The sequence below is a fragment of the Roseomonas acroporae genome (genome assembly GCF_023223525.1).
GTDB lineage: Bacteria > Pseudomonadota > Alphaproteobacteria > Acetobacterales > Acetobacteraceae > Roseomonas_E > Roseomonas_E acroporae.
This window is the reverse complement of the sequence record NZ_JALPRX010000169.1, coordinates 1-13185: the sequence shown is the minus strand read 5'-3', so window position 1 is coordinate 13185 and position 13185 is coordinate 1. Positions and strand designations below refer to the sequence as shown.

12 protein-coding genes are annotated in these 13185 nt (G+C 74.3%); 7 read left to right on the top strand and 5 right to left on the bottom strand.

Translation table 11 applies throughout. The features are described from left to right. Positions 1-284: 284 nt before the first annotated feature. Positions 285-1148 carry a LysR family transcriptional regulator gene (locus tag M0638_RS27130; RefSeq protein WP_248670080.1) on the bottom strand — a complete coding sequence of 288 codons (864 nt, stop codon included), beginning with the start codon at positions 1146-1148 and terminating at the stop codon, positions 285-287. 158 nt (positions 1149-1306) lie between these two features. Here M0638_RS27130 and M0638_RS27125 point away from each other — a divergent pair, with 158 nt between their 5' ends. The 5 genes from M0638_RS27125 to M0638_RS27105 all read left to right on the top strand — a co-directional run bounded on the left by M0638_RS27125 (position 1307) and on the right by M0638_RS27105 (position 6584). Next, positions 1307-2197 (top strand): HpcH/HpaI aldolase/citrate lyase family protein, encoded by an 891-nt coding sequence (locus M0638_RS27125; RefSeq protein ID WP_248670079.1) that lies wholly within the window; start codon positions 1307-1309, stop codon positions 2195-2197. A gap of 16 nt (positions 2198-2213) precedes the next feature. Beyond that, the gene (locus M0638_RS27120; RefSeq protein ID WP_248670078.1) at positions 2214-3236 is read left to right on the top strand and encodes a Bug family tripartite tricarboxylate transporter substrate binding protein; all 1023 of its coding nucleotides are present in this window, start codon (positions 2214-2216) and stop codon (positions 3234-3236) included. Between the two features lie 3 nt (positions 3237-3239). Next, entirely contained in the window at positions 3240-4538 is a 1299-nt protein-coding gene (locus tag M0638_RS27115; RefSeq protein ID WP_248670077.1) for a CaiB/BaiF CoA transferase family protein, read from the top strand. A 110-nt stretch (positions 4539-4648) separates the two neighbouring features. Continuing rightward, on the top strand, positions 4649-5491 hold the full coding sequence (locus tag M0638_RS27110; RefSeq protein WP_248670076.1) for an amidohydrolase family protein: 843 nt from the start codon (positions 4649-4651) through the stop codon (positions 5489-5491). A gap of 103 nt (positions 5492-5594) precedes the next feature. Beyond that, positions 5595-6584 (top strand): tripartite tricarboxylate transporter substrate-binding protein, encoded by a 990-nt coding sequence (locus tag M0638_RS27105; RefSeq protein WP_248670075.1) that lies wholly within the window; start codon positions 5595-5597, stop codon positions 6582-6584. 189 nt (positions 6585-6773) lie between these two features. On the opposite strand, the gene M0638_RS27100 is transcribed toward M0638_RS27105, so the two are convergent. Next, positions 6774-7823, bottom strand: coding sequence for an acyltransferase family protein (locus M0638_RS27100; protein WP_248670074.1), 1050 nt, complete (start codon positions 7821-7823; stop codon positions 6774-6776). 551 nt (positions 7824-8374) lie between these two features. Between M0638_RS27100 and M0638_RS27095 the strand changes: the two genes are divergently transcribed. Both M0638_RS27095 and M0638_RS27090 read left to right on the top strand, forming a co-directional pair. Beyond that, entirely contained in the window at positions 8375-9370 is a 996-nt protein-coding gene (locus M0638_RS27095; protein WP_248670073.1) for a hypothetical protein, read from the top strand. Continuing rightward, positions 9370-9999, top strand: a complete 630-nt coding sequence (locus M0638_RS27090; protein WP_248670072.1) for a hypothetical protein — start codon at positions 9370-9372, stop codon at positions 9997-9999. The genes M0638_RS27095 and M0638_RS27090 overlap by 1 nt, the downstream gene beginning before the upstream one ends. A gap of 100 nt (positions 10000-10099) precedes the next feature. Here the strand turns inward: M0638_RS27090 and M0638_RS27085 are convergent, their stop codons facing one another. From M0638_RS27085 to M0638_RS27075, 3 genes are all read right to left on the bottom strand, one after another. Continuing rightward, on the bottom strand, positions 10100-11869 hold the full coding sequence (locus M0638_RS27085) for a flavin-containing monooxygenase (RefSeq protein WP_248670071.1): 1770 nt from the start codon (positions 11867-11869) through the stop codon (positions 10100-10102). 205 nt (positions 11870-12074) lie between these two features. Further along, complete coding sequence (ppa, locus tag M0638_RS27080) at positions 12075-12608, bottom strand: inorganic diphosphatase (RefSeq protein ID WP_248670070.1); 534 nt, start codon at positions 12606-12608, stop codon at positions 12075-12077. Positions 12609-13108: 500 nt separating this feature from the next. Then, positions 13109-13185, bottom strand: a 77-nt coding sequence (locus tag M0638_RS27075) for a cyanase (RefSeq protein WP_456316059.1), incomplete at its 5' end; no start/stop codon positions are given.

Sequence of the window (13185 nt, the reverse complement as noted above, 5' to 3'; positions counted from 1 at the left end):
TGACGAGGCTGGACAGGTCGCCGGCGGGCTGGCCCGCCAGCGTCGCACGCACCACGCGGCGCAGCACCTTCATCGAGCGCCTCCGCGGCAATTCGCGCACGAAGAGCACGTGCTTCGGCCGGAAGGCGCGGCTCTTGGAAGGCGGTGATGAAGTCGAGTCCCCGCGGTGCCTCCAGCCCGATGCCGTGCCCGTCGTGAACATGGTGCCGATTCGCTGGGCGGGGCATGGAGCACGGCGGCAACCCCCGGCCGTTCCGCGTGGCTGGGCCGCCCGGCGGCCACGGTCAGGCCGGGGCGGCGAACTGTTCGACCACGGCGTTGATGATGCCGATGCGCACGGATGCGCGTTGCCACAGCAGCCCGACGTGACGGAGCGGCGCGCCGGGCACCGGCAGCCTCGCGAGGGACAGGCCGCTCGGCCAGGGCGGCGCCCAGTCCGGAACGAGCGAGACGCCGAGCCCCTTGTTCACCAGCACCGCGATGGCGTCCAGCGTCTCCAGCTCGAAGATCTCGCGCGGCCGGATGCGCCGCGCGCGCAGGTAGTCGCCGGCGAGCTTCCCGCCCCAGCTCCGCTCGTCGTAGCGGATGAACGGCTCGGCCGCGAGCACCGCGAACGGGTCCGCGCCGCGCAGACGGTCCGGCACCAGCACGATCAGCGGCTCCGCCCGGATGCCCAGCCAGCCGCAGGTCTTGGGCACGCCGAAGCCCGGCTGCACGATCATCGCCGCGTCAAGCTCGGCATCGAGCACCTTGGCGTAAAGCTCGTTGGAACGTCCCGGGTGCAGCCGGATCTCGATCCCCGGATGGCCCGCGCGCAGCGCGACCATGAGGTCCGGCAGCAGCCCGATCGCGGCGGTGGTGACCGCGCCGAGCCGCAGCTCGCCCGCGAGGACGTCGTCGTCCAGGCCGGCCGTCAGGTCGCGGCAGGCGCGCAGCAGCGGCCGCGCGCGTTCCGCGACCCGGCTGCCCGCCCGCGTCGCGGTGACGCCCCGCCCGGCCCGGACGAGGAGCGGCACGCCGATCTCGGCCTCCAGGGCGCGCAGGCGCTGCGTGACGCCGGCGGGCGTCAGGTTCGACCGCCGCGCCCCCTCCGAGATCGAGCCGCTCTCGACCACGGTCAGGAAGGTCTCCAGGAAGCGCGTTTCCATCTTTAGCAGAACCTATTGGATCATCGCGCAATCTGTCAGGTTTTCCTTCCTTTCCCAAGGGCTATGCTGCCGGGCGTGGCGGCCGCGGCGCCCCGCCGCCGGTCAGGGCGCCGGAGGCGTCCGCGCCCGCGCCGCCAGAAGAACCGGAGGAAACCCTGTTGCCGCCGATCATGCGCAGCAAGCTGTTCGTCCCGGCCTCCCGGCCGGAGCTGTTCGCCAAGGCCTGCGCCTCGGCGGCGGACGCGGTCTCCTTCGACCTGGAGGACGCGGTCGCGCCCGGCCGCAAGGACGCCGCGCGGGCGGCGCTGGCCGATTTCCTGCGCCATGCTCCCCCGGGCGGCACGCAGGGCGGCAAGGTCGTCGTCGTCCGCGTCAACGGTCTCGGGACGCCGCATTTCCTGCCCGACCTCGCGGCCGTGGCGCTGCCGGGCACCCATCTGATCAACCTGCCCATGCTGCGCGACCCGGCGGAGGTCGTCGCGGCGGCCGAGGCGCTGGAACGCGCCGAGCGCGGCAACGGCGTCGCCGAGCCGATCGGCCTCCTCTGCAACATCGAGACGCCGCGCTCGCTGCGCCTCGCCCACGCCATCGCCGCGGCGCATCCGCGCGTGCGCGGCCTGCAGATCGGCTACGCCGACCTGCTGGAGCCCTGCGGCATCGACCGCGACGACGCGGCGGCGCTCGCCACCCTGCGGCTGACGCTGCGCCTGGCCGCGGCGGAGGCGGGCGTGCCGGCCTATGACGGCGCCTTTGCGGCGGTGGACCGGCCCGACGCCTTCCGCGCCGAGGCCGAGTCGGCGCGCCGCCTGGGCTTCGCCGGCAAGAGCTGCATCCACCCGAGCCAGATCGCCGCCGCCAACGCCGTGTTCCAGCCGACCCCGGCGGAGATCGCCCGGGCGCGCCGCATCGTCGAGGCCGGGCGGGAGCGGCTGGCGGCCGGCACCGGCGCCTTCCTGCTGGACGGCAGCATGGTGGACGCCCCCTTCATCGCGGGCGCCGAGGCGCTGCTGGCGCTGGCGCGCCGGCTCGGCCTGCCCGACGCGGCCTGACGGCGGAGACGGGAACATGCCCATCGTCACGCGCCGCCGCCTGGGACGCGTCCTGGCGGGCGGCCTCGGGGCAGGCGGCCTCGGGGCGGCCAGCTTCGGCGCGGCCACCCTGGCGCTGCCCGGCCGCGCGCGGGCCGAGGCGCCCTGGCCGTCCCGGCCGGTGCGCCTGATCGTGCCCTTCCCGCCCGGCGGCAGCAACGACGCCGTGGCGCGGCCGCTGGCCGAGCATTTCCAGTCGCGCTTCGGCCAGCCCTTCGTGGTGGAGAACCGGCCCGGCGCCATCGGCATGCTGGGCGCGGCCGAGGTGGCCCGCGCCCCGGCCGACGGCCTGACCCTGCTGCTCACCTCCTCGACCTTCGCCACCAGCGCCGCGACGCAGCGCACGCCCTTCGACCCGATCGGCGACTTCGAGGCGGTGGCGGTGCTCGCCGACGCGCCGCTCGTCGTCCTCGGGGCGCCCGGCTTCCCGCCGGACACGCTGGCGGCGCTGGTCGCTTACGTGCGCGCCCATCCGGGGCAGGTGGACTACGGCTCCGCCGGCCCGGGCAGCATCAACCACCTCGCGACGGAGCTGCTGTCGCAGCGCGCCGGCGGCCTCGCGATGCAGCACGTCCCCTATCGCGGCATGGCGCAGGCGACCACCGACCTCGCCACGGGCACGATCCAGCTCCTCGTCACGACGCTGCCCTCCGCCCGCGGCGTGATCGATTCCGGCCGCGTCAAGGTGCTCGGCTGGACCGGCGAGCCGCGCCCGGCGGGTGCGCCGGCGGCCCCGACGCCGCGCGAAAGCGGCTTCGCGGACTACGCGGCGGGCATCTGGTGGGGCCTGCTCGCCCGCCGCGGCACGCCGCCCGCGATCCGCGACCGGCTGAACGGCGCCGCCAACGAGGCCCTCTCGGGCGGCCGCCTCGCCGGCTACCTGGCGGGGGAGGGCGCGCATCTCCGCTTCGACGCCCCGGCCGAGGCCGACGCCTATCTCAGGCAGGACATCGCCCGGTGGCGCGCCGTCGCCGCCGCCGCCAACATCCGTCCGGAATAGCCCATGGACCGCACCAGCCCCCCGCTGCACCGCCACCAGTTCGACCCCGCCGCCCGCGGCGCGCTCGACGGCCTGCGCGTCCTCGACCTGTCGCGTCTCGTGGCCGGCAACACGCTGACCAAGGTGCTGTCGGACCACGGCGCCGAGGTGATCAAGGTCGAGCCGCCCGAGGGCGACACGCTGCGCGCCTGGAAGGTGAAGGGGGTCGAGACCTCCTGGAAGATCTTCTGCCGCAACAAGAAGAGCCTCTGCCTCGACCTGCGCCACCCGGAGGCGCAGGCGCTGCTGCGCCGGCTGGCCACGACCGCCGCCATCCTGGTCGAGAGCTTCCGCCCCGGCGTGCTGGAGGCGATGGGCCTCGCGCCCGAGACGCTGCTCGCCCTCAACCCGAAGCTCGTGATCGTGCGCATCAGCGGCTGGGGGCAGGACGGGCCGTACCGGCACAAGCCGGGCTTCGGCACGCTGGTCGAGGGCTATTCCGGCTTCGCCGCGGTGAACGGCTTCGCCGACCGCGAGCCGGTGCTGCCGCCCATGTTCATGGGCGACGGCTATGCCGGCCTGTACGGCGCCGCCACCGCCATGATCGCGCTGCTGGCCGCCCGTGCCCCGCAGGGAAGGGGGCAGGTGATCGACCTGTCGCTGATCGACCCGATGCTGATGGTGATGGACCCGCAGGTGGCGAATTACCGCCTCACCGGCGCGGTGAAGCCGCGCACCGGCAGCCGCTCCACCAACACCTCGCCGCGCAACGCCTACCGCACGAAGGACGGGCGCTGGGTCTGCCTCTCCTCCTCCACCCAGGGCATGACGGTGAAGCTGCTCGCCTCGATCGGTCGGCCGGAGCTGATCGATGATCCGCGCTTCCGCACCAATGCCGACCGGCTGCGCCACTGGGAGGAGCTGGACGGCATCGTCGCCGGCTTCGTGGGCGAGCGCAGCCTGGCGGAGAACCTGCGGCACTTCGACGCGGCCGGCGTGACCATCGGCCCGATCCTCGACGCCGCCGACCTCGACGGGGATGGCTACGTGGCGGCGCGGGAGGCGATGATCGAGGTGCCCGACGCGGAGATGGGCTGGCTGCCGATGCACGGCATGGTCGCGCGCCTCTCCGGCACGCCCGGCGTGCTGGTCCGGCCGGCGCCGCGCCTCGGCGAGCACAGCCGCGAGATCCTGCTGCCGCTGCTGGGCGAGCCGGAATATGCCGGGCTCAGCGAGGCGGGCGTGATCCGGGAGGCCGCGGGCGGCGGGACGACGCCGCCCGGGGCGACGCAGCCGGCCCCGGCCGGGGCGGCCGGGGCATGAGCGGCGTGGAGAGCGGCATGCCGGCAGCGCCGGTGCCGAATTCGCCCGCACCGGCAGCGCCGGTGCCGAATTCGCCTGCACCGGCCGTGCCGGCGCCGAATTCATCGGGCGTGAATCCGCCCCGCCTCGCCGTGCCCGAAGGGGCCTGCGACAGCCACATCCACATCGTCGATCCGGCCTTCCTGCCGCCGGGGGTGGACGCGTCGCCCTGGCGCGACATGACGCCGGCCGACTACCAGCGGCTCCAGGCGCGGCTCGGCACGCGGCGCGCCGTCGTCGTGCAGCCCAAGGCCTACGGCACCGACAATGCCGGCACGCTCGCCGCGATAGCCGCCCTCGGCGCGCCCCACGGCGCGGACGCGCGCGGCATCGCCGTGGTGCGCCCGGACGTGACGGAAGCCGAGCTTCGCCGGCTCGACGCCGGCGGCATACGCGGCCTGCGCTTCAGCGTCTGGAAGGCGTCGGACACCGTGACCACGGTGGACATGATCGAGCCGCTCGCGGACCGCATCCGGGCCCTGGGCTGGCACGCGCAGATCAACATGTCGGCCGAGCAGCTCGTCACCCATGCCGCGCTGCTGGAGCGGCTGCGCTGCCCGATCGTGTTCGACCATCTGGGCCGCATCCCGCCGCCGGCCGGCACCGGCCACCCGGCCTTCGCGGTGCTGTCGCGGCTGCTGCGGCGCGGGGATGTCTGGGTGAAGCTCTCCGGCGCCTATCTCGATTCCGTCGCGGGCGGGCCGGGCTATCCCGACATGGCCGGGCTGGCGCGCGCCCTCGCGGCGCTGGCGCCCGAGCGCGCCGTGTGGGGCAGCGACTGGCCGCACGTCACCGAGCGGCACAAGCCCGACGATGCCGGCCTGCTCGACCTGCTGCTCGACTGGCTGCCGGACGACGCGGCCCGCCGGCGCGTGCTGCGGGACAACCCCGCCACGCTGTACGGCTTCGCCTGAACCGCCGCTGGTCGGGCGGGGGATGCCCGTCTGGCATCGCCGCCTCCGGCCGCCGCGCGGCCCGGCGCCGCGCGTCCAGGAACGAACAGGAAGAGGAAGCATCATGGAGACCAGCCCGCCAGGACCCTTCGGCCGTCGTGCCCTGCTGCTGGCGGGCGCGGGCCTCGGCGCCGGGCTGTCCCGGGCCGCCCGCGCGCAGGGCGGCTACCCGGACCGGCCGGTGCGCGTCGTCGTCAGCTACGGCGCGGGCGGCGCGGTGGACACGCTGGCGCGCATCGTGATGCCGCTGCTCGGCCAGCGCCTGGGCCAGCCGATCGTGGTGGAGAACCGCCCGGGCGCCGGCGGCACCATCGGGGCCGGCGCGGTGGCGCGGTCCCAGCCCGACGGCTACACCCTGCTCGACGACGGCAGCGGCTTCGTCATCAACGCCATCCTGATGCCGCAGCTGCCCTACGACATCCGGCAGGACTTCCGGCCCGTGGCGCGCGTCGCGACGATCCCGAACGTCATCCTGCTCGGGCCGTCGGTGCGGGCGCGCACGCTGCCGGAGCTGCTCGAATTCGCGCGGGCGAATCCCGGCGAGCTGGACTGCTCCAGCACCGGCGTCGGCTCGGCGCAGCATCTCGGGCTGGAATTGCTCAACCGGATGGCGGGCGTGCGCATCAACCACGTGCCCTACCGCGACGCGCCTGCCTCGCAGAACGACCTGCGGGCGGGCCGGATCGCGATGACCATGGCGACGGCGACGAGCGCCATCCCGCTCAACGGCCAGGACGGCATGCGGGTGATCGCGCATGGCGGCGAGCAGCCGATCGTCGCGCTGCCCGACGTCCCCGCGATCTCGGCGACGGTGCCGGGCTTCCTGAGTCAGGAATGGCAGGGCGTGTTCGCGCCCGCCGCGACGCCAGCCGCGATCGTCGAGCGCCTCAACGCGGAATTGCGGGCGGTGCTGGCCGAGGAGGCGGTGGTCAGGCGCTTCACCGCGCTCGGCGCCAGGGGCGGAACCGAGACCCCGGCGGAATTCAAGGCGTTCATCGCCGCCGAGATCGAGCGGATCGGCGCGCTGGTCCGCGAGGCGAGGATCGCGCTGTAGCGCCCCGGTCGGGCATGCCGCGCGGCCGCCGGATCGGGAGAGGCAACCAACGCCCGGCCTTCCCGCAGCCCCGGCGGATGGCCGGGAAGGCGTCCATGCGCGATCCGGGAGCGCCTGCGCCCGGGCATCCTCCACCCGCTCGCCCGGCCGACGCGGCGCGCCGGCGGCGCGAGCATCGGGCCGTGACCGTCATGCCGCCATCGAGGGCGGCGCCGAGGCCCGGCCCCTCACCGCGCGGGAAAGCGCGATCGAGGGACGGTCGGCGAGAATCCAGGCGATGGTGGCGAGCAGGAGCGCCACGGGGATCGCGGCGATGCCGCTGGCCGTGATCCCCATGCGGTGCCCGGCCAGCAGGGCGCCGGCGACGAGGACCGGGTAGTGGAGCGTGTAGAGCGGATAGCTGATGGCTCCCAGCCAATGCACCGGCGGAGAGGTCAGGAGCCGGCGGCCGGCGCCCTGCTCCACGGCGATGATCACGCCGAGCGCGCCGAGCGTGGACACCGGGCGCCAGGTATCGGCGTCGCTCCCGACCCAGTGGCGTACCAGCAGGAGCACCAGGCTGGCGCCCAGCAGGGCCACCGGGACCGGGATGCGCGGCACCTCCGCCCGGCCCGCGGCGTAGGCCGCGCCGAGGCAGAACGCCCCGATATAGAGCGCGTAGGGGGAGCCGGTGACGACGAACGCCAGGATGATGCAGCCGGCGAAGCCGGCGATGCCGAAGGCGACCGGCGCCCGTTGCGCGCAGAGCGCGATGAGCGGCATGGCGAAGCCCGCGTGCATCTCCACGAACATGGTCCAGAGCGACGGGTTCAGGAGGTCCGCCGCGGGGATGGGCGCCGTCATCGTGATGAACCCGACCATGTCGCCGAAGGTGAGCGGCTGGCTGAGCCGCTCGATCGCGCGCGACATGCCGGGCGGCGGGACGCCGATGTGCTGACGCAGGACGAGCCCGGCGAGGACGCCGAGCCAGGCGACGGGCAGGAGCCGGATCGCGCGGCTCAGGACGAAGGGCACGTACCCGGTCCGGCGCCGCAGCAGCGAACGCGCGACGACGTATCCCGACAGGACGAAGAACAGGTCGACCGCCGGCGCGCCCAGGTACCACATCCCGTACCGGAAGATGTCGGGCGCCGGCCTCCCGTCGATGAACGGCACCCAGGTGAGCGCCGCGACATGGCTGAGAACCACCGACAGGGCGGCCAGGCCGCGCAGGCCATCCAGCGCGTGATCGCGGGTCATCCTCGGGCTCCTTGCAGGATCGGCCGATACGCGGTCGCGGTCGCAGGGCCCGGGCATGTGTCTCGGTCCCAGAGGACGAAATGGGCAGGACGGCGTTCGGTTGCCCGGGCGGCGGACCGCAGCCTACGCGGCCATGGCCGCGTGTTGAAGGTGCCGGCTGCCGCCTTGCGGCCGTCGCCCGCGAGGCGAGGTCGCGACCGCGGGGGCGTGGACGCGGCCATCCGCCGCCCGGTCGTCCTGCCGGTGCCGCCCGGGGTTTCCGGGACCCGGCATGCCGGCCTCCCGGCGCCCGCCCCGCCCCGCCCCGTGCGGGAAGACTGGCAGGCCGGGGCGCGGGCCCGGACGGACGGCTGAATTTTCCCGATCCTAAGCAACCTTCGGGCGATGATGTCGGTCCGAACCCGACCCGCAGGAGCCGCGATGCCGGACACCCTTGCTGCCGCCTCCCGCCGCCATTCCCCCGCGCGGCGACGCAGCCGAATGCCGCGCCCGTGCCGGTAGGTGCCGCGGTGATCCCGACGCGGGTTTCGATCCGAAATAGAAACGAATTGATGCCCTACCTGGCGCTCGCGGCGCTGCTCGCCCTCTGCCTCGTGCGCGGCCTGTGGTTCGTGCATGGCATGACCGTGCCGCCCGACGACGACATCACCCGCGACCTCGGCTTCATCCAGGGCATGCGGGACGGCAACCTGTTCGGCGACCCGGCCTACGGGGGCGAGTTCCGCTGGTACCCGCCGCTGCTGCACGCGCTGGCCGCCCTTTCGGCAGGGCTGGCAGGCGTTTCCGACGCCGCGTTCATGCCCTTGTGGATCGCCGTCGGGCCCTGGCTCGGGCTGCTGACCCCGCTCAGCTTCTTCCTGATGAACCAGCGGCTGCTCGGCCCCTGGAGCGCCGCCGCCGCGACCGCCGTGCTGGTCCTGTACAACGGCGCCGCGCTGCCGGGCGATGCCGCCGTGAGCTACACGGCGCTGACACTCACGCCGATGCTCGCCTGGCCGATGTTCTTCTTCGGCGTCCGGCTGATCCAGGGCCGTGCCGGCTCGGCCCGGTTGCGGGACGCGCTGCTGCTCGGCAGCTGGATCGGCCTCGCCTTCCTGGCCCATACCGTGCCGGCGGTGCTGCTGGCCTGCATCGTCACCACGGTCGCCTTCGCCACGCGCGGCATCGCGTTCCGGACCCTGCTCTGGCTTTCCGTCGCCGCCCTGGCGGCGCTGGCCTGGAGCCTGCTGTTCCTCGGCCCGCTGCTCGTCTCCTACCGGCTGCACATCGTCAACACGGTGCCCGGCGAGTGGCTCCACACGCTGATGGCCGTGCCGATCCGCAAATGGCTGATCGCCGCCAACCTGCCCGGCATCGCCGCCATCGCCGTGGTCTGGTGGCTGCGCCGCTACGGGCCCCTGTCGCGCGTCGCGGTCGCCATCCTGGGAAGCTGGATCCTGGTCTGCGCCGCCTTCCTGCTGCGCCACTACGCGTGCGGCTACGCGGGCCGGACCGGCGGTGCCTGCGGCGTGTTCGTCCTCGTCTCCACCATTTCGAGGCATACCTGATGGCGGCCTTCGCGTGCCTGGCCGGTCATGCCATCGTGCTGGTCGGCCGCTGGTCGCGGGATGCCGCGCCGGCATGGCGACGACCGCTCATGGCGGCGGGCATGCTGGCCGCCGCCGCCGGCATGGCCGGCTTCCTGATGCAACCCTGGGACCTGCAGAAGCGCCGGCTTGCGCTGACCACGCCGGAGGCGCTGTTCGACCTCGAGGCCTACCGGTGGATCCTTGCCAACACCGCGCCGGTCGACCTGTTCGTCACCGGCCTGGCCGATCCGGCGGATCCGGGCTCCGCCACCGTCGATCCCGGCACCGCGGTGGTGATGGCGGCCGGACGGCGCCTGGTCGCGGCGCCGGCGGTCTTCTCCAACCCCTACGTGGACTGGGAGGCACGGCAAGCCCGGCGCCTCGCCTACCTCGAAAGCCTCGACGGCACGGGCGACCCCGCCCGCCTCTGCGAACTGGCCGCCGAGGCCGGTGGCGGCGCGGCGGCGTACCTGCTGCTGCCCGCCGGGCATGCCGCCGGCACGGACCGCGTCACGCCGGTCCTGCGCACGGCGGGCACCATCCTCTACCGGGTCGCGCCATGCCCGGCGGCATCCCGCGCCTCGCCGGCGGAGACGCCTGCCGGGTGAGATGACCGGCAGGGCCGCGATCCGCCCGAGCGCCGTCCGGCGCGGGACGGTACCGCCCCCGCTGCCGCCCGCGATGGCGGCCCGGCAGGGGCGCGGCTCCTCAGGCCGCGAGGCCCAGCTCCCGCGCCTTGATCTGCAGGGCGAGCACCTTCGAGAAGATGCGGCACTGCGCCAGCCCGCCGGCGTGGAACCAGAGCCCGGGCTGGCCGGTCGGGCGCCACATGCCGTGCAGCTCGCCCTCCCGGTCGAAGCCCCAGACGCGGCCGATGCGCTCGCCCACCGCCTCGCCCAGGAGGCGTCGCGCCGCCGCCGCCTGCCCCTCGTAGCCGGTGGCGAGGACGATCAGGTCGGCCGGCTGCACGCTGCCATCCTTCATGATCGCGCCCTCGGGCCCGAAGCGCTCGATGTCGGCGTACTGGATCAGCCCGACGCGGCCATCGGCGATCATCTCCGAGCAGCCGGCGTCGAAGTAGTAGCCGCCGCCGCGGTTCAGGTAGAGGAACTGCCAGCCGGTGCCGTCATCCCCGGCAGAGAGGCGGAAGCCGCGCCGCTCCAGCCCCTCCAGCAGCGCCCGGTCCGCCTCGCGGTTGCGCGCCGCCATCAGCTGGTGCGAGCGGCGGTACACCGGATAGGGCAGGGAGACGGCGAGCAGGTCCTTGTCCTCGAAGGGGATCTCCTCGTCGTACAGGGCGTAGGGGGCCTGCGCCTCCTTCAGGCTGACCACGAGGGTCGGGCTGCGCTGGATCAGCGTCACCGAGGCCGCGCCGGAGACGACGAGGTCCTGCGCCACGTCGTGCCCCGAGGTGCCGGTGCCCAGTATCAGGACGCGCCTGCCCGCCCAGTCGAGGCCGCTGCCGTATCGGCCGGAATGCCGCACCTCGCCATGGAAGTCGCCGAGGCCCGGCAGGTCCGGCACGACCGGCGTGGTGCTGACGCCGTTGGCGAAGACGATGTGGCGCGGGCGCATGCGCCGCTCGCTGCCGTCGGCGCGCCGCAGCCGCACCTCCCAGCAGCGCGCGGCCTCGTCCCGGTCGCCGCCGGCCAGCTCGGTGCCGGTCCAGACGTTCAGCTCCATCGCCTCGGCGTAGAGCTCGAGCCAGTTGGCCAGCATGTCCTTCGGGATGAACACCGGCCAGGACCGGGGGAAGGGCATGTAGGGCAGGTGGTTGACGCGGGTCTCGTTGTGCAGGGTCAGCGCGTGGTAGCGGCGGCGCCAGCTGTCGCCGATGCGCGGCTCGCGGTCCACGACCAGCGTGTCCACGCCGAGCATCGTCAGCCGCGCCGCGACGGAAAGCCCGGCCTGGGCCGCGCCCACCACCAGCACGGCCGGGTCGCGGTCGGCGTAGGCGCGCGCCCTCTCGCGCCGGTCGAGCCAGTTCTCGCCGCCGAAATTGCGCTTCCAGTCGACGTTCTGCCAGCGGCCGCCATTGGCCGGGTCCTCGTGCCCGCGGATCTCGGCGAGCGCGGTCAGCAGCGTCCAGGCGCGCGGCCGCCCTGCCTCGTGGACCAGCCGGACGACGCCGTCGCAGGGGCCGATATCGGTCTCGAAGGCGAAGATCGCCTCGGTCGCGGCGGTGCCGGCGCGGGTGACGCGGCGCGGCGGGGTGCGCCCGGGGGCGAGGCGGAAGCCGCGCGGCGACAGGCGCGCGAGATCCGGCAGCAGGCGCGACGCGATGGCCCCGGCGCCGCTGGTGGTGCGCAGCTCCCAGGCGAAGGCGAGGATGTCGCGCCAGTGGGCCTCCCGGTTCTCGTCGCGGGCGAAGAGGTCCGCGATCCGCACGGCGTCGCCGGATGCCAGGGCCGCCTCGGCATCGCCGAGCCAGGTCTCGGCTGCCGCCGCCGCGGAAAATTCCGCCGGAATGCCGTCCATGGCCTGCGTCCCCCCTTCCCGGATCATGTTCTCGTGTTGCCGGGCCCGCGGGGGCCCGGTTCGGCTCGGCCACGGGCCGTCCACGTCGGGTCCGGCACGCCGCACCCGGAATTCGGGGTCGGGCGCGCCGGTCCCAGGCAGGCCGGGCCCGACTTCCAGGCGGGCCGGGACGACGCGCCGCCCGCCGGGGCGCGGCGCGGGAAGGCTACTTCGTCGCCTTGGCGCGCTCGACCGCCTCGCGGATCAGCCGCTTCGCCTCGTCCGCGTCGCCCCAGCCGGACACCTTCACCCACTTGCCGGGCTCCAGGTCCTTGTAGTGCTCGAAGAAGTGCAGGATCTGGTCGAGGGTGATCTGCGGCAGGTCGGTGTAGTTGGCCACCTTCTCGTAGCGCCGGGTCAGCTTCGTCGAGGGCACGGCGATGATTTTCTCGTCGATCCCGCCGTCATCCTCCATCCGCAGCACGCCGACCGGCCGGACGCTTATCACCGCGCCCGGAACGATCGGCCGGGTGTTGGCGATCAGCACGTCGATCGGATCGCCGTCGTCGCTCAGGGTGTGGGGGACGAAGCCGTAATTCCCCGGATAGCGCATCGGCGTGTAGAGGAAGCGGTCGACGACCAGCGTGCCGGCCTCCTTGTCCATCTCGTACTTGATCGGCTCGCCGCCGATCGGCACCTCGACGATCACGTTGAGGTCCTCGGGCGGGTTCTTGCCGACGGGGATGGCGTCGAGGTTCATGCTGTCACTCTCCCGAAGGGACCGGTCGGTCCCGCTGTCTCGAACAGGCCTCATCCCGTACCGGGCGGGCTGCCCGGCCCTGCGGGGCCGCCGCGGCGCTGCCGGCGCGGCCCTCGGCCAGAACCGGCATGGGCTTCGCCCCCCATCCGGGACCGTCGCCCAGGCAGGATTCGAATCGGGGGCAGGATAAGCCTTCCGGCTGCATCGCGGCAGGGGCCGATGCGCCGGCCGCGGCGGGTTCCCCGCCGGGAGGGCGCCGGTGCCGGGACGGGATGCCCGGCGCTGCCCGGGCGGAGGGCGCGCCGCCGGGCGGCCGCCCGGCCGGCCGGAAGCCGGGCGTGACGTGGAGGCGGCACGCCCGCCGCCGGTGCGTCCTGTCGGTGGCGTCCGGGCGGGGCGGCTTGTGCGGACCCGCATGCTTCGTCGGTTCGGCGCGCGGCCGCCCCACCAACCCCGCGCCCGATACCGGCCCGCACCGGTCAGGGCTGGTGCGGATCGGCTCAGTACTGCTTGTAGGGTAGGAACTTGCCGGACATGGTGATGTTGACGCGGTCGCCTGCGTTGTTGGCCTCGCGCT